We start from the raw sequence: 25,568 nt of genomic DNA on the forward strand, positions 1-25,568 counted from the left end.
ACTTTACCCAAAAAATTATGAGTCACGGTATACAGCCCGGTGTAGCAACTGGAAAAGAAGTTCAAGAAATACATAGATACGCAAAAGAGAAAGGTTTTGCTATGCCCGCCGTTAATGTTGTGGGTTCAGATAGCGTTAATGCCGTTATGGAAACCGCAGCGGCGCTTAACGCTCCTGTAATCATTCAATTTTCCAATGGTGGCGCACATTTTAATGCTGGAAAAGGTCTTTCAAACGAAAACGAAAAAGCCGCTATTGCTGGTGGTGTTGCCGGTGCAAAACACATTCACGAACTTGCGAAAATCTATGGAGCGACGGTTATTCTGCATACAGATCATTGTGCAAAAAAACTGCTTCCGTGGATAGACGGTTTGCTTGATGAAGGCGAAAAATTCTTCAAAGAAACTGGAAAACCACTTTATAGCTCACATATGATAGATCTTTCCGAAGAGCCTATTGAAGAAAATATTGAAATCTGCAAACGCTATTTAGAGCGCATGAGTAAAATGGGAATGACTCTCGAAATTGAATTGGGAATCACAGGCGGCGAAGAAGATGGTGTAGATAATACAGATGTAGACTCCTCAAAACTGTACACACAACCGGACGAAGTTGCTTACGCTTACGAGGAGCTTTCAAAAATAAGCGACCAATTTACTATTGCTGCAGCTTTCGGAAATGTGCACGGCGTTTACAAGCCAGGAAATGTAAAACTGACTCCTATTATTCTGAAAAACTCACAAGAATACGTTCAGAAAAAATTCAATACTGGCGATAATCCTATCGACTTTGTTTTTCACGGTGGAAGCGGTTCTACTTTGGAAGAAATTCGCGAAGCTATAGGCTATGGCGTTATAAAAATGAATATTGATACCGATATGCAATTTGCATTTACTGAAGGTGTTCGCGATTATATGGTGAAGAATTTAGATTATTTAAAAACACAAATAGGAAACCCAGAAGGTGATGATCTTCCGAATAAAAAATATTACGATCCAAGAAAATGGCTTCGCGATGGCGAAATCACTTTCAAAAAAAGACTTGAACAGGCCTTTAAAGATTTGAACAACGTAAATACGTTGTAGCGTCTCCCTACCCCCCAAAGGGGTAATAATGAAAACCCAGATAAGTAAATCAATTTATTTATAAACTCTGTTTTCATAGGTAGTTACAAATAACCGAGAACTGAGAACCGAGAACTGAATTCTCATAACTCATAACTCATAACTCATAACTCATAACTAGAATATGCCTTGGTTTAAAAGAACAAAAAAAGGGATACAAACCCCAACAGAAGATAAAAAAGATGTGCCAAAAGGACTTTGGTACAAATCTCCCACAGGAAAAATTATAGACAGTGAAGAGCTTGAAAAGAACTTCTACGTGAGCCCTGAAGATGGCTATCACGTTCGCATTGGCAGTAAGGAATATTTTGAAATTCTTTTTGACGATAATAAATTTAAAGAGCTCGATAAAAATCTCACCTCTCAGGACACATTAAAGTTTGAGGATAAAAAGAAATATACAGATAGACTAAAAGAAGCCCAGGATAAAACGGGTCTTAAAGACGCCATTCGTTGCGCCGTTGGAAAATCCATGGGTGAAGATTTGGTTATAGCCTGTATGGATTTCAGCTTTATTGGCGGTTCTATGGGAAGCGTTGTAGGTGAAAAGATTGCCCGTGCTGCTGATTATTCGCTAAAAAAGAAAATTCCTTTATTGATAATTTCAAAAAGTGGTGGCGCCAGAATGATGGAGGCCGCACTTTCCTTAATGCAGCTTGCAAAAACAAGTGTAAAACTTGCCCAATTAAGTGATGCGGGAATACCTTATGTTTCGTTATGTACAGATCCAACTACGGGCGGCACAACGGCCTCATTCGCGATGCTTGGAGATATCAACATTAGTGAGCCTGGCGCGTTGATTGGCTTTGCAGGTCCTCGCGTAGTTCGCGATACTACAGGAAAAGAACTTCCCGAAGGTTTCCAAACTGCTGAATTTGTTATGGAGCACGGTTTCTTAGATTTTATAACCCATCGCCGGGATTTGAAACGCAGAATAAATCTTTACTTAGATTTAGTTTTGAATCGTCCCCTTCGCGAGAAAGCAGAAAAATCTGCCTAAGTTGTTTCTTGTGTAATATTTCACAAAAACGACCCGCTAACTAAATAACTTTTACTATTTTTGCACCCTTGATTATCAAAACGGTAGTCAGTACATAAAAATCATTTTAACAATATTGGCATGTATTTATCAACAGAAGAAAAAGGAAAAATTTTCGAAAAACACGGAAAGTCTAAGACTGACACTGGTTCAGCTGAAGGACAGATTGCGTTATTTACTTACCGCATTGCCCATTTAACAACCCACCTAAAAGCAAACCACAAGGATTACAACACAGAGCGTTCTTTGGTAATGTTAGTAGGTAAGCGCCGAGCATTGTTGGATTATCTTATGAAAAAAGACATCCTTCGTTACCGTGCTATCATTAAAGAATTAGGATTACGTAAGTAATATTCTCAAAGGGCTCTTACGAGCCCTTTTTATTTTATTATTATTATTTTATTCTTTAGATTTTAGTGTGAAAACACAGAAAAGCTACCCTTAGGTTTTTCATTGGTCAAACCACAACAACACAACAACACTAAGTCTGAAAATCAGGCTTTGACCAAAATTAACGTACTCCTTTGCTAGTGCTGAAAATGCAAAAGCTTTGGAGCACAAAAAATGAAAAACAAATGATACCTAAAGTATTTAGAGAGGTCATTGACCTTGGTGATGGAAGAGAAATTTCCATCGAAACCGGAAAATTGGCAAAACAGGCCCACGGAGCTGTTGTTGTTCAATCCGGAAAATGTATGTTGCTATGTACCGTAGTTTCAAATTACGAACAAAAAGATTTGGATTTTCTACCATTAACTGTAGATTATCGTGAAAAATTTGCTGCTTCGGGTCGTTACCCAGGCGGTTTCTTCAAAAGAGAAGCAAGACCAAGCGACGGCGAAGTATTAACAATGCGTTTAGTAGATCGCGTTTTGCGCCCACTTTTCCCAAAGGATTATCACTCTGAAACACAGGTGATGATTCAGTTGATGAGTCACGACGACGATGTTATGCCAGATGCAATGGCAGGTTTGGCGGCTTCTGCGGCTATCCAACTTTCAGATTTTCCTTTTGAATGTGCTATTTCTGAAGCACGCGTGGGAAGAGTAAATGGTGAATTTGTAATCAACCCTTCAAGAGCACAATTGGAAGAATCAGACATCGATATGGTGATTGGAGCTTCTATAGATTCTGTGATGATGGTTGAGGGCGAAATGAAAGAAATTTCAGAAGAAGAAATGGTGGAAGCAATTAAATTTGCCCACGAACATATTAAAAAACAATGTGAAGCCCAACTTAGATTGGCCGAAGCATTTGGAAGAAAAGAGGTTCGTGAATACCCTTCTGAACGCGAAGATGAAGATTTAGAAAAGAAAGTTTACGATATGGCTTATGACAAAGTATACGCCGTAGCAAAAGCAGGATCTGCAAAACACGAAAGAAGCGCTTCCTTTTCTGAAATAAAAGAAGAAATTAAAGCTACTTTTTCTGAAGAGGAATTAGCAGATTTTGGCGATTTAATTTCAAAATACTATAGAAAAGCTGAGAAAGCTGCCGTTCGTGACCTTACCTTAAACGAAGGTCTGCGTTTGGATGGAAGAAAAACAGATGAAATCCGCCCAATTTGGTGTGAGGTTGATTATTTACCTTCCACACACGGTTCCGCACTTTTCACACGTGGAGAAACACAAGCTTTGGCAACAGTTACTTTGGGAACTTCTCGCGAAGCAAACCAAATTGATATGCCCTCTTTTGAAGGCGAAGAAACTTTTTACCTTCACTATAACTTCCCTCCTTTCTCAACTGGTGAAGCCCGCCCAATTCGCGGAACCTCTCGTAGAGAAGTCGGTCACGGAAACTTGGCACAAAGAGCGTTAAAAGGAATGATCCCAAAAGATTGTCCATATACAGTACGTGTAGTTGCAGAAGTATTGGAATCTAACGGTTCTTCTTCTATGGCAACGGTTTGTAGCGGAACAATGGCGTTAATGGATGCTGGGGTTCAATTGAAGAAACCTGTTTCCGGTATTGCAATGGGATTGATTTCTGATGGCGAAACTGGAAAATACGCAGTTCTTTCTGATATTTTAGGTGATGAAGATCACTTGGGTGATATGGACTTTAAAGTTACTGGAACGGCTGACGGAATTACCGCTTGCCAGATGGACATTAAAGTAAAAGGACTTTCTTACGAAATTTTGGTAAATGCTTTGAAGCAAGCATCAGCGGGTCGTTTGCACATTCTTGGTAAATTAATCGAGACTATTGCAACGCCAAATGCAGATGTGAAGCCACACGCTCCAAAAATGGTTACCGTTACTATTCCAAACGAATTTATTGGTGCTTTGATTGGACCTGGTGGAAAAGTGATTCAAGAGCTTCAAAAAACTACAAAAACCACTATTGTTATCAATGAAGATCCTATTACCGAAGAAGGTATCGTGGAAATTCTTGGAACAAACCAAGAAGGAATTGATGCAGTATTGGCGAAGATAGATTCGCTTACCTTCAAGCCTGAAGTTGGTAGTGTTTATGAAGTGAAAGTGATCAAAATGCTTGACTTCGGTGCTGTTGTAGAATATAAGGATGCTCCCGGAAACGAGACATTACTACACGTTAGTGAACTTGCTTGGGAAAGAACAGAAAACGTAACCGATGTTGTAAATATGGGTGATGTTTTTGATGTGAAATTTATTGGTTTCGATCCTAGAACGAAAAAAGATAAAGTTTCAAGAAAAGCGTTGTTACCAAAACCAGAAGGTTACAAAGAACGTCCACCACGCGACGATAGCCGAAGTGGTTCAAGAGACAGAGATAATCGTGGACGCGACAACCGTGGCCGTGATAGTCGCGATAGCCGTGACAGAGATAGAAAGAGAGATTAATTCTCTTTTTAAATATTCAAAAAACGCCTTCAGCAATGAGGGCGTTTTTTATTTGGAATAAGTTCATTGAAAGAATTTATTGGAAGTAAAAGTCCTTTAGATAATGTGATAAAAAATTTATCTTTACGGGATAACGGTAACAAAAAGATTGACTTATCCTGATATATTTACGGCATAACAAAAGATAATTATATAACGGGTATCTAGCATTTTTATGAAAGATTTTCAAAAAGAAATAGAATCTTTAGATCATAAAGTTTTAATCCTAACCTATAAATCGGATAAATTAAAACAGGAAGTTCAAGAAATAACTGATAAAACTTTAGAACTGTTTACTGCAAAAATAGATGTTCAGGAGAAGATTGATAAATTCAGAAAAATTTTAAAGGCTAAGAGTGTTTCGGAATTTGACATACATAAACTTCGTTTCTCAAATGATTTACATTTACTGAAGATGAGTAGATTAATGGAGCAAACCGATGTTTCTCTTAGTAAGATTAAGTCTGTTCGGTTGCATACCCCTCCATCTAATAAAATTTTTATCGTACATGGACATAATGAAGTAATGAAAAAAAAGGTTGCTGATTTTATCGGAAATCTTGGCTTACAACCAATAATTCTTCATGAGCAGCGAAATCAAGGAAGAACTATAATTGAAAAATTCGAACACGAATCAGACGTTGGTTTTGCAGTAGTTTTACTTTCCGCAGATGATCTAGGTTTGAATAAAAATGATAAATACGAAAATGCTAAGTTAAGAGCTAGGCAAAATGTAATTTTTGAATTAGGTTATTTTATTGGTAAAATAGGTAGAGAAAATGTTGTTGGATTATTAGAAACAAATAATAATTTCGAATTTCCAACAGATTATCAAGGAGTTATTTATGAAAAATTTGATGATGCCAATAATTGGCAAAATTAAATTAGAGAAGAATTAATAGTGAGTGGATACAAATTAAAAAACGACACATAAAACAAATTATCTAGATTTAAAAAACGCATTCAATGCCGAGAATTCGGAGCGGGCGTTTTTTATGCCACAATAGCAGTATTTTACTGATAAGCTTCGTTTACCGACATATTAGCATAGCTTTAATTGTAGATTATAGTTTTAACAAACCTTTAGTGATTCTCTCTCCCTTGCATCAACCATTGAGCTAACATCCCTTTATTTTTAACATTTAGCCGAATTAATAATAAGGCCCCTTTCTAGTACAGTATTTGCACTTATATAGGCTAAATAATAAAACCAACTATGAAAGTACTAGTAATAGGCGCAGGTAATATGGGATTGACCTATGCAGAAGGTATGGTAAAATCGCCATATCTAAATCGTAGGAATTTAATGATCTACGATGTTTCACCAGAAAAAACATTGGAGTTAAAGGAAATCCCGACTTTTGATGTTTACGATAAAATTGATGATTGCCTTCCGAAAGCGGATGTAGTTTTTATAGCCGTGAAACCTTATCACAGTGAAGAGTTATTTAATTCGATAAAAAAGCATGTCAATGAAAACCAGCTTTTTATTTCCTTAATGGCAGGTATTACCATCAATTCCATTCAAGAAGGATTAGGGGTTAAAAAAGTAGTTCGTGCCATGCCCAATCTTCCTGCAAAAGTAGGTTTGGGAATGACTTCCTTTACAGAATCAAAAGAAGTGAGCCGCATTGAACTTATCATGGTTCGCAATCTTCTCGACACTACAGGAGAAGCTATTCATGTTGAAAATGAAACTTTCATAAATGCTTCTACAGGTATTTCAGGAAGTGGGCCGGCCTATGTTTTTTACTTTATGCAATCCATGATGGAAGCCGCTCTAAAAATGGGCTTTTCACAAAACGATTCAAAAATATTGGTTACCCAAACGTTTGAAGGTGCCGTGGCATTGTTCAATGATTCAGACCTTTCACCAAATGCGTGGATGGATATGGTCGCCTCAAAAGGAGGCACAACTCGAGCAGCTTTGGATTCCATGGAAGACAACAACGTAAAAGAATTAATTAAGGAAGCTGCATACGCGGCATTTGACAGAGCAACAGAGCTCGGAAAATAAACAAATACCAAAAGAAAAGTTATGAATAAAAAACGAGTGGTTATTAAAGTAGGAACCAACGTTATGACGAACAGGGACGATAGAATTGTAGGTCCAATTCTAAATGAACTTGTCCGTCAAATTGCAGAATTGTATGAAAACGGGATTATGCCAATATTGGTTTCCTCAGGATCTGCAATTGCCGGAAAAGAAGTTTTGGGCGAATGTAGGGCCAAAGATGATTCTACCCGGAGACAAATTTATTCTTCGGTAGGGCAACCCCGAATGATGAGACATTACTACAGTTTATTTCATGATCACGGAATGCGTTGCGCACAAATTCTGGCAACAAAACGCGATTTTTCACCCGGAAAACATCGAGAAAACATGATTAATTGTTATGAAGGTTTGCTCGATGAAGGAATTGTACCCATTGCAAATGAAGACGACGCAGTATCATTAACAATGTCCATGTTCAGCGATAACGACGAATTGGCAAGTCTGGTAGCAGAACTAGTTAAAGCGGACGCAATGATTATTTTAACAGACACAGATGGCCTATATACTGGGCACCCTGACGATGAGGATTCCCAAAAAATTAATGAAGTGCACCATGAAGAAAAAGTAGAACAATATGTTCAGAAATGCGAAAAAGGTGAAGGCCAAGGTCGCGGCGGAATGAAATCTAAATTGAAAATCGCCAAAGAAACCGCCCGAAAAAATATACCTACCTATATAGCAAACGGAAAACAGAAAAATGTAATTGTAGATATTTTGAACGGAAAAAAAATCGGAACAAAATTTTACGCATAAATAATAACTAAAAACAGAAGAGAGATAATATGAAATTGATAGACACCAAAACAAAGAACAACGTACTAGATTCTATGATGAAAAACATAGAACAAAACCGCGCTGCCATTTTAGAAGCCAATAAAAAAGATTTGGAGGCTTTTAAAAAAGACGACCAGGCATTATACGATCGTTTGGTAGTTGACGATTCCAAAATTAATGGAATGATAAAAGCTATTTCTGAAGTACGCGCACAAGAAGATCCCGTAAATCAGGAAATTTCAAATGCTACCTTAGACAATGGTCTTAATATTATAAATAGAACAGCTCCTTTCGGAACTATTATGATTATTTATGAATCCAGGCCAGACGTTACTGTGGAAGCTGCTGTATTAGCCTTTAAAGCGAATAACAAAATTTTATTGAAAGGTGGCAAAGAAGCGTACAATAGTAATAAAGAATTGGTGTCTTGCTGGCACAAATCACTTGCTGAAAATGGGTTGGAAAACGACTGGATTAAAATGCTGGTATTAAACAGGGAAGAAACACAAGCCTTTCTTAAAAATCCAACCGAACCATTGGACCTTATTGTTCCACGAGGTGGTGAACGATTGATCAATTTTGTAAAGGAAAATGCAAAATGCGCCGTTTTGGTGAGCGGAAGAGGAAATAACTTTTTGTATGTAGCCGAAGATGCCGATTGGATAAAAACGCTACAGGTAATTTTAAATGCAAAGACTGATAAAATATCGGGTTGTAATGCCTTGGATAAAGTTTTAATTGATAAAAAACTTCCCCATTATGAAACACGCCTTCAGGAATTAAAAACTGTTTTGGAAAAAGCCAAAGTAGAAATTTTGGTAGATGATGAAATAAAAAAAGTGCTTTCAGAAAATAAATCTATCCCAAATGAAGCAACTTGGAATGAAGAATTTTTAGCAATGAAAATCGCAGTGGGAAGCGTTGATGGAATGGATGAAGCCATATCAAAAATTAATAAATATAGTGGCGGTCATTCCAGTGTTATTCTCACGGAAGACACTCAAACAGCAAAACATTTTATGGAAAATGTGGATAGTGCTGCCGTTTATCACAATGCCTCTACCCGCTTCACGGATGGCGGCCAAATGGGTGTTGGCGCAGAACTTGCCATCAGTACAGACAAATTGCACCATCGTGGTCCGTTGGGCTTAAAACAGCTAGTTACCAATAAATACTATGTTTTTGGTGACGGGCATGTAAGAGTTTAAAATAAGAAACTTTACCAAACAAGCCTTCAGTTCCGAGTCTTCGGAGCTGGAGGCTTTTTTTTTAATCTTCACGCAACCTTTTAAAAATTTTCAGACTATAGGGTAACAACGTAATGAAATTATTATGAAAAACTTTTTTTATTTACCACTTATTCTTCTGCTCACATTTTTCAATTCATGCGAAAACGAGCCCATAAGCAAGGCGGACCCTTCCAAAGTTATTCAGGTGAATTCTGAACTTTATAACCTTATTGAACGAGCGGCAGGAAATGATTTCGAAAATAAAATTACTTGTATTGATTTCAACTACGCTTTCACATTAGTCATCTATGACGAAAACATGGACATTTTCGCTTACCAAGTTATCAAGAGCGATATTGAATTCAGTGAATTTTTGGGAACTTTGGAAGAAGGAAAATCCATCAGCCTAAGTTACCCAATAAGCAGTATTTTAAATAACAGCCAACCCTATGTTATTAATAACAACGAAGAGCTGAAAGAGGCAATTGATAAATGTTTAGAAACTGATACTATAACCACCTGCAATAATATACTCTGCCAATCCACTTGCATCTGGAAAGTAAAACATCTTGACGGCCCCAACAGTGAATATGAAGGTTCTTACTTCGAAGTAAATTATTCTGGAAACGTGGGGCTCATTTTTCAAGAGAACGCTTTCGGCGGAACGTGGGTTACCTATTTTATAGAAGATGAATTGCACCTCAATATTTTTCCAACAGGAGACGAAAAGGTAAGTGAGGACTGGAATTTTGATTGGAAAGTAATCAATTTTGACGAAATGCAGATGCAAATAGAAAATGGAACAGATAGTTTCTTACTGACCAAGGACTGTTACGAACCCTGTAGAAAATTTCTTTTTGAAGAATGCGAAACCGAACCAGGTTCGCAAAGGGCAGTTTTTGATCTGGAAAGTTTCTTTGAATGTTTTTTTCCATTAGCTGGAATAGAAGACCCAGCAACTGTGGTTACAAGCTATTATGAAACCTATGAAGATATGCTGGCAGGCATTAATGCCATTGTGAATTTACAGTATGAGAACACCGTCAACCCGCAGATTATCTATGTTAGATTTGATGATGTAAATACGGGAGATATTGTAGCAACTTTACCTATAATTTTAAAAGCAATTAAATGCTGATAAAACATTTTCAATTTATTTGAAAGAATCCGAACTCATAAAAGCCTGCATAAAAAACAACCGAACAGCTCAAAATGAATTGTTCCGGCAGTACAAAGACAGCCTTTATTTTACCTCTTTAAAATATTGCAGGAATGAAGTTGATGCTGAAGACAATTTGCACGATGCCTTTATAACTATTTTTCAAAAGATAAAAACGTATAAAAACAAAGGCTCTTTTGAAGGCTGGATGAAGCGGATAACCATCTATAAAGCCATAGATAAATACAAGGCTGTCAAGCCTATAAATATTGAAATTAAAGATGACATTCTGGAAGAGACAATTGCTGTTGAAGAAACAGAAAACCTTGATTTGGAACAACTTCTAAAGCTTATCCAAAATCTTCCGGATCAATACAGGTTTGTGTTTAACCTATACCAAATGGATGGTTTTTCGCATAAAGAAATAGCTTCGCTTTTAAACATTTCCGAAGGAACTTCAAAGTCCAACTATCACCGCGCAAAGCTTATTTTACGCGAAAAAATTATTGAACTCAACAAAACTTTAAAGACGTACGGCCGTACGTCTCAATAAAAACGGAAAGACGCACGGCCGTGCGTCTCAACAAAATGGGACAAAAGAAAGACATAGGAACACTTTTCGAAAATAAGTTGAACGAAGGAAAAAGAACTCCCAACAACAGTCTTTGGGAAAAAATAAATATTTCTCTGGATGAGGAAAAACGCAAAAGGAAAAAAATAATTTTGTACTGGCTCGTAGGCGGCGGGCTGTCGGTTTTAATAGGAGTATTGTTAGTGTTTGACAACGGTAGTTTTTTAATGTCAACTACTCCACCACCACAAAATAATGCAACATTAAATGAAAGATCTTTATCTCCTTCAGAAGGAAAAAATGAAAAATCTGAGGTTAAAATTTTATCGAAAAATGCATTAAGTCAGCAACCGGGAACCGGCGAAAAACTTTCCAAAATTTCAACAGTACAGGAAAATACAACAGAAAATAACGAAGAAAATTCTTTACGAACAGAACCTTCGCCCGAGCCGGCTGCGAACCACGAAACCAGAAAGCTTTCTTCAAAAAAGAATGACATTGACGATACGTTCAATATCTCCGAAATGTATTATTATTACAACAGCCTTAATGGAAAACAAATAATTACCGCCAACAAGAAGGAAGTTGACAGTTTGATTTCGGAAAAACAAAAATCTTTAGATTCAACCGCACTAAATAAAACCATTATTCCTGTACAATAAGTAGCACATTCTGTAGTTTTGAAAACATAATCTTAAAAAAAACTTAAAACTTCTGTAACCTTTTTTAGGTTTCTTACGTATAATAAGGTACACAAGTTTTAAACCTTAATCTACAGGACAAACCTTAAATGAGACAACTTAAAATTACAAAGCAGGTTACCAACAGGGAAACCGCTTCCTTAGACAAGTATCTTCAAGAAATTGGAAAAGTTGACTTAATCACCGCAGACGAAGAAGTAGAATTGGCACAGCGCATAAAGGCGGGTGATCAGAGCGCTTTGGAAAAATTGACCAAGGCAAACCTTCGTTTCGTTGTATCGGTGGCGAAGCAATATCAAAACCAAGGGCTTACGCTTCCAGATCTTATTAACGAGGGAAACCTCGGCCTAATTAAAGCCGCGCAACGTTTTGATGAAACGCGTGGTTTCAAATTTATCTCGTATGCTGTTTGGTGGATTCGCCAATCTATTTTGCAGGCTTTGGCAGAACAATCGCGTATTGTTCGTCTTCCCTTAAATAAAATTGGAAGCATCAACAAGATCAACAAAATGTACGCCTATTTGGAACAGGCCAATGAGCGTCCACCTTCTGCTGAAGAAATTGCAAAGGAGCTGGATATGACCATCAACGATGTGAAGGAGTCCATGAAAAACTCTGGCCGCCACGTATCGATGGACGCACCGCTTGTTGAAGGAGAAGACAGTAACCTTTACGATGTTTTGCGAAGTGGCGAAAGTCCAAACCCAGACCGCGCATTATTGCACGAGTCTCTGCGTACCGAAATAGAGCGCGCATTGGAAACATTAACGCCCCGTGAAGCAGACGTTATCCGTTTATATTTTGGTCTTGCAGATCAACACCCAATGACTTTGGAAGAAATTGGCGAAACTTTTGATCTTACCCGAGAGCGCGTTCGTCAGATTAAAGAGAAAGCAATTAGAAGATTGAAACACACTTCACGAAGCAAAATATTGATGACTTATTTGGGATAATCCCATAAAGACAACTTACAGTATGAGATTCCCGCCTTTGCGGGAATTACAACTGTTCGTTTTTTGATTGATGAATGACCTCCGGCTGATTACCGGAGGTTTTTTCATTCCAACCATTATGAAGGAATCTATTAAGAAAATTTAAAACAATAGATATCAATTCTAACCATATCGAAGTTTTAAGGTTATTAACGCCTAAACTTTTAAACTCATAAACTTATAAACTCTTAAACTCCAAACTTATATTTACCTTTGCCAAAACCTTTATAAATGAGTAATACAATAATAGCCCCTTCTATCCTCGCCGCAGATTTTGCCAACCTTCAGCGCGATATTGAAATGGTAAACAACAGTGAAGCAGATTGGTTTCATCTTGACGTAATGGACGGCGTTTTTGTTCCAAATATTTCCTTTGGAATGCCCGTAATTAAAAGTATTGCGGCATATGCCAAGAAACCATTGGATGTACATTTAATGATAATTGATCCCGATCGTTACATTAAGGCATTTGCAGATTTGGGGGCAAATATACTCACGGTTCATTATGAAGCCTGTACGCATCTTCATCGTTCACTACAGGCCATTAAAGCCGAAGGAATGCAAGCAGGCGTAGCATTAAACCCACACACAAATGTTTCGTTGCTGGAAGACACCATCAATGATATTGATTTAGTCTGCATGATGAGTGTGAACCCAGGTTTTGGTGGACAGAGTTTTATAGAAAACACGTATAAAAAAGTACAGCAACTTCGAAAAATAATTGAAGCTAACGGTGCTTCTACCAAAATTGAAATAGACGGTGGCGTAACCAATCAAAACGCTAAACAGCTTGTAGATGCAGGTGCCGACGTTTTGGTAGCGGGCAGTTATGTTTTTGGAGCAAGCAATCCTTCACAAACTATTTCAGATTTGAAAGAACTTATAAAATAAATTTCGGATGTCTATTGATGAAGCTCCAAAGGACGTTCTAATCATTGGCGCCGGGCCTATTGGCATAGCCTGCGCACTTGAATGTAAAAAGAAGGGATTGAATTATGTAGTGATGGAAAAAGGTACTCTTACTAACTCAATCTATAATTATCCCTTGAACATGACCTTTTTTTCCACTTCAGAAAAATTGGAAATTGACAATATTCCCTTTATAAGCAACAACCCAAAACCTACACGCAATGAAGCGTTGGAATACTATCGCCGTGTTGCCACTTCAAATAAGCTTCAAATAAATTTGTACGAAGAAATAATCTCAGTTGAGAAGTATGAAAACCAATTTGAGATTACTTCAAATAAAAAAACCTACACAGCTAAAAATATAATTGTAAGCACAGGTTTTTACGACATTCCTCAGCTGCTTAACGTAGAAGGCGAATCTTTGCCAAAGGTGATGCATTATTACAAGGAAGCACATCCTTTTGTAATGCAAAAAGTTGTGGTGGTTGGCGCCAGCAATTCTGCAGTTGATGCTGCCTTGGAAATTTGGCGTAAAGGTGGCGATGTAACTATGGTAGTTCGTGGTCCAGAGATTGGAGAACGCGTAAAATATTGGGTAAAACCAGATATTGAAAACCGGATTAAAGAAGGAAGCATCAACGCTTACTTTAATGCTGAAATTCAAAAAATAACAGAAACCGAAGTATTTATTAATACTCCAAACGGAATAGAAATTCTACAAAATGATTTTCTAATTGCACTTACCGGATATAGACCAAACTTTGATTTTCTTAAGAGGTTAGGGGTTCAGATTTCTACTGATAGCGTACAACTTCCAAATTACAATCCCGAAACTATGGAAACAAATGTATCAGGACTTTATTTGGCCGGTGTGATTTGTGGCGGGTTGGAGACCCACAAATGGTTTATTGAAAACTCTAGAATACACGCCCAGATAATTCTTGACAATATTATAAAAGAGCTTTAATAACCGGCAAAATTAAAATTCAGTAATTTTTTTGTGTAGTTATATATATTTGGAAAAATACGTTTGAAATCTGCCGGCGATTCAAAAAAGTATTCTGCCAAAACGGCCATAAACTCGTATTGATTGGTAAAAGCATAGGCGCGAAAAAATTCCGTTTTGTCTAATTGATTCTTTACTTCTTGGCGTGTTAGCTCTTTTAAGATATTTTGAAATTGTTTTGTGAATCTTATTGAATCCAAATCACGGTTTTTTGTTGACTCTAGCTGCATTGCGTGCATAAATTCGTGAATACCCACATTTAGATTGTCATTACTAATTTTAAAACCTTCTTCGAAATCCTTCCAAGAAAGCACTAATGCCCTTTCTCGAGGATTGAATTCGCCCTTATGATAATCATTATTTACCTTGCTGTAAAATTCCTCAGGGTAAATGAGGATAAATTCAATTAGTGAATAGATGTAGTTTTTTCGTCCAAAGCTCAGCATACAGCCTACAGCGGCAATTAAAACCGTCATTAACTCAGTAATCTCCAACTCGCCTCTTCCAACAAATTTCTTTTCAGATACAAATTTTGCCACTCGATGCTCAAATTGTTTCTTTTGCTTTTCGGAAAGTTTATTATAAAAACTGAATTCAGTTGTAAGTATCGCCAATTGAGCACTTGAGAGTTTTTTGAAAACGAGGTAATTTCTAAATAATGGTTTATCAAAATTTGCGGCATACCAGTTTTCAAAAATCCTAAATAGAAAGAAAATGAATCCAAGAATTACTATACCATAAGCATAGGGTGCGAGCCAGGGTGCGACCGCCTCAGATTGAAGAACTAGATTTTTGTTTAAGATAAACAAGTATATACTATTAGTGCGTTGGGTTAAATATAACGTTCTATGAAATGGTTTATTCCCTATACCGTTTGGATACAGAACAAAAAAAATCCCCGACAAATGTCGGGGACTTAATTAAATATTTACTCTATGAGACTTTTAATTAAAAGCCAAATGTATTATCAAATACATCCCAGAAAAGTTTATTCTCTGTTACATCTCCACCAATTGCGCTGGCAGCCTCCTCATAATTCGAATTATTTAAGTTAATTTCAGATACTGGATAAGGATAACGTACTGGATATCCAGACTCAGGATCTAATGGCTCAACCAAAATTGGAAAATCCAAACGTCTTATTGAAAGCCAAGGAGCAAAAGTTCTGTTGTAAAGTGCTAACCAAGCTTGTGTGCCAATTGACTCTCTCCAATTTGCGCTGTCATAAGCAACATCAGGCTTAGCAAGATAATCAGCAATACCATCTGCACCCCAGAAATCAAAAGAAGCTGTAATACCAGCGATATAATGACTTTCAGCATCACCACCCACACTGTAACCTCTTGCAGCAGCTTCAGCTAGCAAAAATTCAGTTTCAGCGTATTGTAACAACCAACCTGGATAGTCTCCATCTAAAATAGATGGCGTTACATGGCTATAATCAGAATAAACAGTTTGATCTCCAATTACACCTCCCACAAATTCACCATTAATTTCAGTATAAAATTGACCTCTTCGTGGATCTTCTAGTTCATTCATCTTATCGATCATAGTTTTAGCACCAACGTAATCATTACGGTTACTCAATACTAAGTTGTTGTTTAACGGGTTTCCGTTTGGAGGAGAAGTATAGTTATAACCTGCGTCATCCGCATTGCTTGTGAAAACTCCAGAAGCGACAGCAGATTCTACAGCAGCTTTAGCAGCACCACCATCAACATCGGCAAGAATGATACCCATTCTTAACTTAAGCGTGTTTCCAAACTTTTTCCAAGATGCAACATCACCAGCATAAACTTTTTCTACATCACCAGTAAAACTTCCTTTGCTAGTATCCATAGAATTAATAGCTGCGGTTAAACGTACAAGTAAATCTTTGTAAACGGTTAAACCATCGTCATACTTAGGTAGCAAGTTATCGATATCCAATGCTTCCGTGTAAGGAACATCACCATAAGTTTCTACCAAATTACTCCAAGCATAAACATTCAATATCTCAATAATTGCCAATTTGTTTGGCTTTAATGGATTTGAAATGTCATTGTCTGTTGCAGCAATATTTATACTTGCTTCCTTTAGATCTCTCAAGACGTCTCTGTACATTTCTCTCCAGTGATTATCTGGAATAGGACGGGTTGCTTGATCATAGTTACTTTCATCAGGATAAGTTGTTTCCTGCCATTGCTGCGTCCACAACCTAAGGTTGTTGAGGTTTACGTTTGGCGTGGTTATTTGATCTGCAAGCTGTTTTTCAGCAGATGCGAACAAACTCTCACCACTTACCGCAGTAGGATCTTTTATATTCTGGTTCAGATCTTCTAAACTATCCGAACAAGAGGCGGCAAAAACGGCCGCTGTTAAAATTAAAATCAGTTTCTTCATTTTTCTATGTATTAAAATTGTGCTTTAATGTTAAACCCATAATCTTGGGTAGTTGGCAATGAACCTGTAATATATCCTTGAGAGTTACCTGAACTCAATCCAGATTCAGGATCTGCATAAGGCGTGTTTTTATCAATGATCCAAAGATTCGATCCAGTTAACGTGAACTGAAGGCCAGTCATAAATGTATTGTCAAGAAACTTTGAAGGCATAGTATAGCTAAGAGAAGCTTGACGTAACTTTACGTAGCTTGCATCATACACAAATTCAGATTGTGGATTAGCAGCATAACCAAATTGGCCAAATCCTGACGCATCCACTCTTTTTGTGTTTGGAGTGCCATCTTCAAGAACTCCAGGGTTTATAAAACCACCTCCATCTTCAATAGAATTTCTAACAGGATTACCTAAATCATTTATGAAATCAGTATCAGGATATAAACCTGTTGCTTGACCGTAGTATTGATCCAGTGAGAATACAGCTCCACCTTGTTGAACATCTATCAAAAAGCTAAATGACCAAGCCTTGTAATTTAAAGTATTAGTAATACCCATCAACCAATCTGGGTTGGTATCTCCAATAACTTCATTTGGACCAGTTCTTTTATACTTACCATTTGCTCCAACTACTTTATCTCCATTTTCATTATAAACGAAGTCAGCTCCATAAATAACACCGTAGGGCTGTCCAAGTGCTGCATTAATTCTCACACCACCTTGATATCTTGCAAGCTCAATAACTTCTGTTCCTTCTGGAAGCGCAAGTACCTCACTCTTATTTTTAGTATAGTTACCATTAATCATCCAACTGAAATTATCAGTTTTTACCGGAGTAGCGTTTAACGATACTTCAAGACCTTTGTTTTCAATTTCACCAGCGTTCAAAAGTTTTCTAGATTGACCAGTTGCTTCAGAAATTGGCACTTGTACAATTTGGTCAAGAGAGTTTGTCTTGTAGTAAGATACATCAAAACCTAATCTATTATTAGCAAATCTCATTTCAAGACCTGCCTCGTAACTTTTGGTGCGCTCAGGCTTCAAATTAGGATTGTTGGCAACACTAGGAACAGAAGTTCCAATATCAGTATTGATATCAAAAGTATTAAACAATTTATCAAATTCTGGTCCATTACCTACTTCAGCGTAGTTTGCTCTTAATTTACCAAAAGAAATAGCGTTTACGTTAATTAATTTACTAAACACAAAACTAGTAGATACAGATGGGTAATAGAATGAACTGTTATCAACAGGAAGTGTTGAGAAATGATCCCTACGGATTGTTCCGTCTATGTAAACAACGTTTCCTAAACCAAGAGAGGCGCTAGCGTAAACACCGTCCACACCAAGTTTCTGTGCTGCTTCTTGAGATTTTGGAATGTCTGATGCAGAATTTTGAATTGAATAAAGCCCAGGAACCACCAATCCACCAGCGGTAGAGTTAGTTATAGAGTTAAACTCATTTCTTCTAATGTTAGTTCCCAAAATACCAGCTATACTAATGCTTTCTGTAATGTCCGCATCAAAATTAAATAATAAATCATAGTTGGTTTCAGTAACTGTTAAATCACGTCTTAAGTATCCAGAATCAACATTTCCTCTAGTAACACCAAAAGAAGTTGGCACAGAACCTACTGCTCTTCGCTCTTCTTGTTGCTCATTATAAGTATCAGTAGAAACTCTACCGGTAACACTTACCCAATCAGCCAGTTCATAATTTAATTCGAAGTTACCAAGAAAACGGTTTCTGCTATCATTTTGAAAGTTTTCATAACGCGTCCAGTATGGGTTATCCCAGTATATCGGGCTAGCTCCAGGCTCGCTGGAACCCGGGTTCCATGAAATGTTTCTTTTTGTAGCGAAATAGATATCTTTTTGAGCTTTCAAATCTACGTTTGTTTGCCACCATTGCTTCATGTTACCTACCACGTTATCGTTATAACCAGTAGAGTTACGTCCCAATGCATCAGTTTTAATAAAGTTTGTAAATGCAGAGGCTGTTAATCTTTCTGAAAGATCAAAAGTTCCGGTAAAAATAAAGTTATGTCTATCTATTTGACTATTTGGCATTAAACCAGATTGATCTAATTTGGAGTAAGACATACGGTAAGAACCATTCTCAAAACCATTAGAGACAGAAATAGAGTTTGTAAGTGTTATAGGAGTTTCGAAGAATGTAATTGGTCCATTTTCCGCATTTCTCCAAGGAGTTCTCTTAAGATAGTTTGGCGAAGCTGGATCAAATGAATCCCACTGATAAATAAATTGGCCGTTAAATGCAGGACCGTAAGAAGCATCATCAAGATAATTTGAAACCACATCATCAATACCGTCACCATTAATATCCTCTGAAGTAAAAGCTTCTCCACCGTAACCAGCACCGTAACCTGTTTGATACTCAGCAAATGTACTCTTATCAATAAAGCCTACGAGAGCGCCAGAGTTAACAGTAACTCCCAATCCTTTTGATTTTTTACCTTTTTTAGTTGTAATAATAATTACACCACTTGCGGCACGTGAACCATAAAGTGCAGATGCAGCAGCACCTTTAAGCACGTTTACAGATTCAATATCGTCTGGGTTAATATCTGCAGCAGCGTTACCATAATCGTAATAGTTACCAGCAGAGGAATTTTTTTGATTCGCATTGTTGGTGTTTCTGTTACTGATTGGTACTCCATCCACAACAAATAATGCTTGGTTGTCACCAGTTAAAGAGGTAATACCTCTAATAACTACGTTGGTAGAACCACCAAAGTTGTTGTTTCTTCTAATCTGAAGTCCCGCAACCTTACCGGAAAGTCCATTGGTAAAGTTATTGGATTTTACAGTAGCCAGATCTTCCCCTGCTACTTGTTGTGTAGAGTAACCCAATGATTGTTTTTCACGGGAGATACCTAATGCAGTTACAACAACCTCGTCCAAAACTGAACCAGCTTGCAAAGTAACATCCATCTTATTTGAGGCCCCAACAGCTTTCTCTTGGGTCTCAAAACCTACATAACTATATATAAGTGTTTGCCCCATAGCAGCATCAATGGTGTAATTACCATCAAAATCAGACTGCGTTCCGGTGCTAGTACCTTTTATAATTATGTTAACTCCTGGAAGTGGCAGGCCTGTGTCATCGGCTACCATTCCGGAAATTGTTTTTTCCTGTGCAAAAGCGAGCTGCACAATTAACACTAATAATAGTGTCAAAATTCCACTAAACTTTGTTTTCATTTTTATGTTTGTTTGAATTAGCACATCAAAAGTGCCAATAAAATCTTACAATTCCAACTTTTAATGAAAGTAGATTATGAAAATTTTATCAAAAAGTTATTTTAAAATGTCCATCTCTCGCCAAATTTGGCTTCAATTTTTTGCAAAGCCTTGGTTTTCTTATGTTTTCGAAAGACCTGTGAAATCTAAATATACAGAAAAGTGTTTGAAATTTTCTTCAAAAAATTTCAAACACTTTATGAACAATTGCCCCAACAATGCGAATAATGGCGTTTTGAAGACTTTTTCAAGGTTTGCGCAATAAATTACTTTGTGTTCCTATTGCAGAAAAAACCATTTTCCAAGGTATACCAATTAACATAAAATTTGTTAATATTTTTATTCAGCTTTTTTCATCCTATTTAGTCACACTTTCGCCTCTAAATTGCTGTGAATTATTTTTAAAAAGAACATTGAAAGTTGTCAAACTTCCGTAACACCGAGTTATGTATTGTTGCAAATCTATTTTGTCCTGCTCAGAAAGCTCTTTGCTCGCATTAATTTTTTGTTCCATTACTCGCAATCGGTCACGAAGCATTACAATTTTATGAAAAAAAGTATCGATAGGAATTTCTTTAGAGGACAAGTTTGAATCAGCTGGCTTTAAGATCATGCTTCCGCCCTTCCATTTGTCGGCTATAGGAACGATCTCACTGAAACCATTCCATTTTTTAAGAATATCGCGAAGGCTTTTTTCAACTTCGTAAAAACTTACCGTATCCACTTCGTCTTCTGCGGCTTCAATAATTTCAAAATCATCGTCCGTAGCTATTGTTTCCAGACCATTTTCAATAAATGTTACCCAATACATTTTTGCCGTAACATTCGTAACAACTCCTTTTCCGTGTTTGGGATGATTTATCCGCGAGCCTATGCCTAAAATTTGTTTCATATTTTTTTGTTTGATGTTTGACCCCTGCCCCTAAAGGGAAGAGTAAAGTTTTTGTGAAAACATTCTTGTTTTTAAAAATGATTATAAATCTCCCTTTAGGGCTGGGGTAAAAATTAACTATTCAAAAATATAAAAAATTTTAGCTATCCGATGGAAATAAAAAAACCATCCAAATTTTAAATCTGGATGGTTTTCTGGTCTAGAATCAGACCGGCCAAAGACTACTTCTTCTTAGGAGCAGTTGGCGAAGCCTTTTTAGGATCCTGTTTTTTGGCTTGTGGGCCATTTGCAGGTTGAGGCTTTTTGTTTTGCGCTTTTTCTGACATAATAATTGTTTTTTTAAAAAAATTAACAATATAAAGGTATAAGGTACCAATGTTAAATTATTCTCTCCTTAGCTTAAATTTAACATCCAGCATTACGCCAAATATACACGGCACTCTTCCGCACATTTTTTACAGGCTTCTGCACATTCCTTGCAGTGTTTTGCTTCGTGCTTGGAACATTCTGTGGCACAGGTATCACATATTCTTGCGCAGTACCTCACTAGATCTTCAACGTCCTTGAAACCCGTTGCCAAAAGTTGATTGAGCGTACTGCAAACTTCGGCACAAACCCTGTCGGTACGGATGCAGTTTACCATCATTTTTACATTTTCTTCATCAAGGCAAGCATCAGCGCAATAGTTGCAATGGTTTATGCAATTGCCCAAAGCTTGAATTAGTTTTTCATTTTTCATAATATAGTTTTTTTTATGAAATTAAATTACCAATTCCAAGCGTTACTGTGTGCTAAGAAAATTATAAAATTTCGCGGAAATTTATTCGCCCCCGTCTTTATGGTCTTCAATTACTTGCGGATCGCGGTATTTACAGCAAGGATTTATAGTTTCATAAACCTCGTCCTTGGCTTTAATGTCCTGCGTATCGTGGCCGCTGTCCGCAACACTTTGTTGAATTTTTGTCAAATCTGTTTTCCCCTCATTATATATAAGGTTTAATTCGTGTGTTTCTACACTCCAAATTGCAGATTTGACGCCCTTCGCCTGAATGGAGGCTTTCTCAATTCGTTCTTTGCACATTCCGCAAACGCCATCAACTTCAATAGTGGCTTTGGCGTTTTTGTTTTGCGCGAAACCGGCAGCACTAATTAATACTATTCCTAAAATTACAATTACATTTTTCATACATTCTATTTTTAAAGTTGCTATTTCTATATTAATTAATTCTATATCTTATCCCAGCATAATACGAGCTGCCGAAAATTGGCCCATACACATAAGTGGTATCAAAAGTGGAGCTAAATGGATTATCGCTTCCCACGATAGGGTTGCTCTGCTTAACGTTTGTTATATTTTCTCCACCCACATAGACTTCAAAATTAGGGGAAAAAACTTTAGTAATTTGCGCATTAAGTGTTGAAACGCTTGGCGAAAATTCAGATAATCCTATTGTGTTTAAATAACTTTCTGTGGAAGCAAAGCGCTGCTCACCCAAATAGTTAAAAGTAGCGTCAAACTTCCAGTTTCCACCATTAGCATTTTGATGCGTTTGGAAAGAAGCATTTGCAAAAAAACGATGGTTTGGCGTTAGTGGATTTTGCTTCTTTCCGCTCAAATAAGTGGTCTCCACATCGTAATATTTGTAAGCTAGCCGAACATCAAAATGTTTGAAAGGATTATAATTAAATTCTACCTGAAAATTATTTGAATAACTTTCACCATCCAAATTATAAAAATTTATTTCGCGAGGGTTTTCATAGTCTACCACAATTTGGTTTACAAAATCAGTTCGGTAAAAATCGAAGGTTACATCCGCTTTTCGATTAAATAGATTGAAACCTTGCATATACGAAAAACCATAGTTCCAGGCAATCTCCGGATCTAAACCGTAAATGTCACCACCATTGCCCAAAATATTCAAGCTTCGTGAAGTAGCAAAAATCTGTTGGTTTTCGGTGAAAATATTTGCGCTCCGCTTTCCTCGTCCCGCAGAAACCCTGAAAGCAGATTTGTCCCAAGGAGTGTATCGCAAATGAAAACGAGGTGTTATGAAAGTTCCAAGTGTATTATGAACATCGGTACGAATTCCTGCACTAAAATTTAAATCGCCCAGATTGTCAAAATTATACTCAAAGAATGCTCCGACGGAGTTTTCAACCCTGTTGAAATTTTCAGTTAAGACCAACTCGTCGTAACCGTCATAGGTTGCACTCAGCCCCGTTTTTATCTTGTGACGCGAATCGCTTATAATAGAGTTATAAAGCAAATTGGCATATATACTGTTGTGCTGAATGTTATAATCATTCAATCCAAAATAGGATTCTTGGTTGTGATGGCTGTAAGCAACTTGCAAGCCGCCGCTTTGCCACGGAATTTCCGGGTTTACAAAACCGAATTTACCGGAAACATCAAATCGCTGGGTCTTAATTTCACTTCCCCAAGCGTTCGTAGTTCCACGATCTTTATCTGGGTCAAAAAATATTTGTCCAGTTTGTTTTTCATCATTCAAATACCGAACATTGAAAAACCCAACATAACCGTTTTCCTGATCTATATATTGCCAGCGGTTCATTACGTTTACTTGCTGCATTAAAGGCGCGTCCAGAAAGGAATCGCCATTGTTGTCAAAATCAGTTTCACGAATATTTCCGTGTAAGTATAAACCTGTGCTCCAACGCTCGCTAACTTTGGTATTGAGATGTGTATTTAGCTCATAACGGCCATTGCCCGAAGCATAGGCATTTACAAAAAGCTTGTCATCCGTCAATGGTTTTTGCAATTCGGCGTTTATTTGTCCTGCAATACTTTCATAGCCGTTGGTAACGCTTCCTGCGCCTTTGGTAATCTGGATGCTCTCAACCCAAGTTCCCGGAATAAAGCTCAAACCATACGCTTGTGAAGCCCCACGAATACTAGGAACATTTTCAGTAGTAATTAAAATATACGGACTTGTAAGCCCCAGCATTTTAATTTGTCGGGTACCCGAAATGGCATCTGCAAAATTTACGTCTATGGAAGGATTTGTTTCAAAACTTTCTGCCAAGTTACAGCAAGCCGCTTTTAAAAGCTCAGCACTGCTCACATTAAGAACATTCGCAGATTGAATAAAGGAACGCGAAGTAGTCTGTTGTCGCGCAGTAATTGTAACCTCATCCAGATTGGCCGTAGATATTAGAGAATGGGTTATAGACTTTCGCGACTTCACCGAAATAGTATCGGTTTTATAGCCCACAAAACTAATGACCAATTTTTTGTATTCGGGTTTATAGTTTAGCTCAAATTTACCTTCAAAATCGGTAACGACTCCTACAGAAGTGTTTAGCCAATATACGTTTGCACCACTAAGTGGCACTTCTTCAGAATTGATATTCTCAGTAATAGTCCCTGTTATTTTTTCCTGTGAAAAAACGCAGAGCGGTACTATAAAAAGTATATATAATAGATTTTTCATTTTTTAGATTTGATTTATATGAGAAATTGCTCCAAAAAAGAATGGAGTTTTAATCATGAATTACCCGCCAGAGTTAGCCTAAGCCAAAGCCGATGGGCAGGCATTAATCAAATCAGGAAAGTCTCGTACAGAATGTTGAAATTCCGTTCGAGTGGTGGCGGACTGTAATCCGCGAAGAAGTTTATTTCAGCGGAAGTGATCTCAACTTCCTGAAGTACAAATATAGAAACGAAAGAAGCTATAAAGGTTTTGTTCAGTTTTAAACCGAACGAAACTTTTGCAAAGTTATCGTCTGTTTGTATTTTGGTAATGTGATTTTTACAGCAAGCGTGGGCTTCGGAAGCGGTATTTTCATCACCGCAATCAGAATCTGAAGCACCTGTCCCCATTCCGCAGGAAAGATTTTTTTCGCCAAAAGTGATTTCTGAATTCATTTCCATCCCACTGCAGAAGTGCTGTGCATACGCAATCCCAGAGCTGCTGGCAAGCATAAGTATAGATAAAAATATGGAAACGGTTTTTTTCATTGAAACACAAAAATACAAAAAAAGCCTCCCAAAAATTCGGCAGGCTTTGTTAAACCTATTTTATTTCAGCATCAACCCTTCCACATTTCAGCATCTTATCGCCAAAATATGGATTCAGAATATCCTTGCTGTTGCTTATCCAAGACGCGCCTTTGTTGTTAAAAGCCATTGGACAGTATTGCTTATAAAGCGTGCCAGATTTTAACGATCCCTGTAGCAAGTTTTCTACTCCACTGCTCAATTTCTCAAAGTTTTGGCGCTGAACTTTTATATCTTCGTAAGTTGCCATTGCAGAAACCGCTGTTTGTGTAGCTTCGTCTGCATTTACTTCTATTAGTAATTTTTCAAGTTTTGCAGATTCAGTTGCTGTTTTGACAGCATCTGTATTTACCAGGGCTGCTTCCACTTTTAAGTATTGTTCAAAAGCAGATTTAATATTGGGGTCCTTAAATTCTACATCTGTTTGTGGTATTTCATATACTTTAACGGTTGCATTGCCAACTGTTACAACCTCCGGCTCTATTTGTTTCGGATTGTCTTTGCAAGATATTACTGCAGCTGCAGTAATAGCGAAGAAAATAAGTGATAATTTTTTCATAATAAATAAATTTTAGAATTGCAAAGGTATCAA

The 25,568-nt window shown here is 37.2% G+C and carries 23 protein-coding genes; 14 read left to right on the forward strand and 9 right to left on the reverse strand.

The window, feature by feature from the left end; translation table 11 throughout:
* Window positions 1-17: 17 nt before the first annotated feature.
* From fbaA to ESV24_RS04795, 14 genes are all read left to right on the forward strand, one after another.
* Window positions 18-1,085, forward strand: a complete 1,068-nt coding sequence (fbaA, locus tag ESV24_RS04730) for a class II fructose-bisphosphate aldolase (protein ID WP_111814892.1) — start codon at window positions 18-20, stop codon at window positions 1,083-1,085.
* A gap of 163 nt (window positions 1,086-1,248) precedes the next feature.
* The gene (accD, locus tag ESV24_RS04735) at window positions 1,249-2,124 is read left to right on the forward strand and encodes an acetyl-CoA carboxylase, carboxyltransferase subunit beta (protein WP_111814890.1); all 876 of its coding nucleotides are present in this window, start codon (window positions 1,249-1,251) and stop codon (window positions 2,122-2,124) included.
* A 120-nt stretch (window positions 2,125-2,244) separates the two neighbouring features.
* Window positions 2,245-2,514 (forward strand): 30S ribosomal protein S15, encoded by a 270-nt coding sequence (gene rpsO, locus ESV24_RS04740; protein WP_111814888.1) that lies wholly within the window; start codon window positions 2,245-2,247, stop codon window positions 2,512-2,514.
* A 224-nt stretch (window positions 2,515-2,738) separates the two neighbouring features.
* The gene (locus tag ESV24_RS04745) at window positions 2,739-4,988 is read left to right on the forward strand and encodes a polyribonucleotide nucleotidyltransferase (protein WP_111814988.1); all 2,250 of its coding nucleotides are present in this window, start codon (window positions 2,739-2,741) and stop codon (window positions 4,986-4,988) included.
* 214 nt (window positions 4,989-5,202) lie between these two features.
* The gene (locus tag ESV24_RS04750) at window positions 5,203-5,910 is read left to right on the forward strand and encodes a TIR domain-containing protein (protein ID WP_111814886.1); all 708 of its coding nucleotides are present in this window, start codon (window positions 5,203-5,205) and stop codon (window positions 5,908-5,910) included.
* 333 nt (window positions 5,911-6,243) lie between these two features.
* On the forward strand, window positions 6,244-7,044 hold the full coding sequence (gene proC / locus ESV24_RS04755) for a pyrroline-5-carboxylate reductase (RefSeq protein WP_111814884.1): 801 nt from the start codon (window positions 6,244-6,246) through the stop codon (window positions 7,042-7,044).
* A 21-nt stretch (window positions 7,045-7,065) separates the two neighbouring features.
* On the forward strand, window positions 7,066-7,836 hold the full coding sequence (proB, locus tag ESV24_RS04760; RefSeq protein WP_111814882.1) for a glutamate 5-kinase: 771 nt from the start codon (window positions 7,066-7,068) through the stop codon (window positions 7,834-7,836).
* Window positions 7,837-7,865: 29 nt separating this feature from the next.
* Window positions 7,866-9,065: a glutamate-5-semialdehyde dehydrogenase gene (locus tag ESV24_RS04765; RefSeq protein WP_111814880.1), complete on the forward strand. Its 1,200-nt coding sequence runs from the start codon at window positions 7,866-7,868 to the stop codon at window positions 9,063-9,065.
* Window positions 9,066-9,189: 124 nt separating this feature from the next.
* Window positions 9,190-10,224: a hypothetical protein gene (locus ESV24_RS04770; protein ID WP_111814878.1), complete on the forward strand. Its 1,035-nt coding sequence runs from the start codon at window positions 9,190-9,192 to the stop codon at window positions 10,222-10,224.
* A 19-nt stretch (window positions 10,225-10,243) separates the two neighbouring features.
* Window positions 10,244-10,798 carry an RNA polymerase sigma factor gene (locus ESV24_RS04775; RefSeq protein ID WP_111814877.1) on the forward strand — a complete coding sequence of 185 codons (555 nt, stop codon included), beginning with the start codon at window positions 10,244-10,246 and terminating at the stop codon, window positions 10,796-10,798.
* Window positions 10,799-10,833: 35 nt separating this feature from the next.
* On the forward strand, window positions 10,834-11,478 hold the full coding sequence (locus ESV24_RS04780) for a hypothetical protein (RefSeq protein WP_111814875.1): 645 nt from the start codon (window positions 10,834-10,836) through the stop codon (window positions 11,476-11,478).
* A gap of 128 nt (window positions 11,479-11,606) precedes the next feature.
* Window positions 11,607-12,470: a sigma-70 family RNA polymerase sigma factor gene (locus ESV24_RS04785; RefSeq protein ID WP_111814873.1), complete on the forward strand. Its 864-nt coding sequence runs from the start codon at window positions 11,607-11,609 to the stop codon at window positions 12,468-12,470.
* A gap of 270 nt (window positions 12,471-12,740) precedes the next feature.
* The gene (gene rpe, locus ESV24_RS04790) at window positions 12,741-13,400 is read left to right on the forward strand and encodes a ribulose-phosphate 3-epimerase (protein WP_111814871.1); all 660 of its coding nucleotides are present in this window, start codon (window positions 12,741-12,743) and stop codon (window positions 13,398-13,400) included.
* Between the two features lie 7 nt (window positions 13,401-13,407).
* Window positions 13,408-14,385 carry a YpdA family putative bacillithiol disulfide reductase gene (locus ESV24_RS04795; protein ID WP_111814869.1) on the forward strand — a complete coding sequence of 326 codons (978 nt, stop codon included), beginning with the start codon at window positions 13,408-13,410 and terminating at the stop codon, window positions 14,383-14,385.
* Here ESV24_RS04795 and ESV24_RS04800 read toward each other — a convergent pair.
* The 9 genes from ESV24_RS04800 to ESV24_RS04840 form a co-directional block, all read right to left on the reverse strand.
* Window positions 14,382-15,233 (reverse strand): zinc-dependent peptidase, encoded by an 852-nt coding sequence (locus ESV24_RS04800; protein WP_160110587.1) that lies wholly within the window; start codon window positions 15,231-15,233, stop codon window positions 14,382-14,384. The two genes, ESV24_RS04795 and ESV24_RS04800, sit on opposite strands and share 4 nt — an antisense overlap.
* A gap of 139 nt (window positions 15,234-15,372) precedes the next feature.
* The gene (locus ESV24_RS04805) at window positions 15,373-16,806 is read right to left on the reverse strand and encodes a SusD/RagB family nutrient-binding outer membrane lipoprotein (RefSeq protein ID WP_111814865.1); all 1,434 of its coding nucleotides are present in this window, start codon (window positions 16,804-16,806) and stop codon (window positions 15,373-15,375) included.
* 11 nt (window positions 16,807-16,817) lie between these two features.
* The gene (locus ESV24_RS04810; RefSeq protein ID WP_394364089.1) at window positions 16,818-20,003 is read right to left on the reverse strand and encodes a SusC/RagA family TonB-linked outer membrane protein; all 3,186 of its coding nucleotides are present in this window, start codon (window positions 20,001-20,003) and stop codon (window positions 16,818-16,820) included.
* A gap of 421 nt (window positions 20,004-20,424) precedes the next feature.
* Entirely contained in the window at window positions 20,425-20,958 is a 534-nt protein-coding gene (locus tag ESV24_RS04815; protein WP_111814859.1) for a hypothetical protein, read from the reverse strand.
* Window positions 20,959-21,376: 418 nt separating this feature from the next.
* Window positions 21,377-21,697: a four-helix bundle copper-binding protein gene (locus ESV24_RS04820; protein WP_111814857.1), complete on the reverse strand. Its 321-nt coding sequence runs from the start codon at window positions 21,695-21,697 to the stop codon at window positions 21,377-21,379.
* Window positions 21,698-21,778: 81 nt separating this feature from the next.
* A complete protein-coding gene (locus tag ESV24_RS04825; RefSeq protein WP_111814855.1) occupies window positions 21,779-22,144 on the reverse strand; it encodes a heavy-metal-associated domain-containing protein in 366 nt (121 codons plus the stop codon).
* Window positions 22,145-22,175: 31 nt separating this feature from the next.
* Window positions 22,176-24,410 carry a TonB-dependent receptor gene (locus tag ESV24_RS04830; RefSeq protein ID WP_111814853.1) on the reverse strand — a complete coding sequence of 745 codons (2,235 nt, stop codon included), beginning with the start codon at window positions 24,408-24,410 and terminating at the stop codon, window positions 22,176-22,178.
* A 107-nt stretch (window positions 24,411-24,517) separates the two neighbouring features.
* On the reverse strand, window positions 24,518-24,937 hold the full coding sequence (locus tag ESV24_RS04835) for an HYC_CC_PP family protein (protein ID WP_111814851.1): 420 nt from the start codon (window positions 24,935-24,937) through the stop codon (window positions 24,518-24,520).
* A 55-nt stretch (window positions 24,938-24,992) separates the two neighbouring features.
* Window positions 24,993-25,535, reverse strand: coding sequence for a DUF3347 domain-containing protein (locus tag ESV24_RS04840; RefSeq protein ID WP_111814849.1), 543 nt, complete (start codon window positions 25,533-25,535; stop codon window positions 24,993-24,995).
* Window positions 25,536-25,568 lie beyond the last annotated feature (33 nt).

The organism is Aequorivita lipolytica, from assembly GCF_007997135.1.
In the GTDB taxonomy this organism is placed as follows: Bacteria; Bacteroidota; Bacteroidia; order Flavobacteriales; family Flavobacteriaceae; genus Aequorivita; species Aequorivita lipolytica.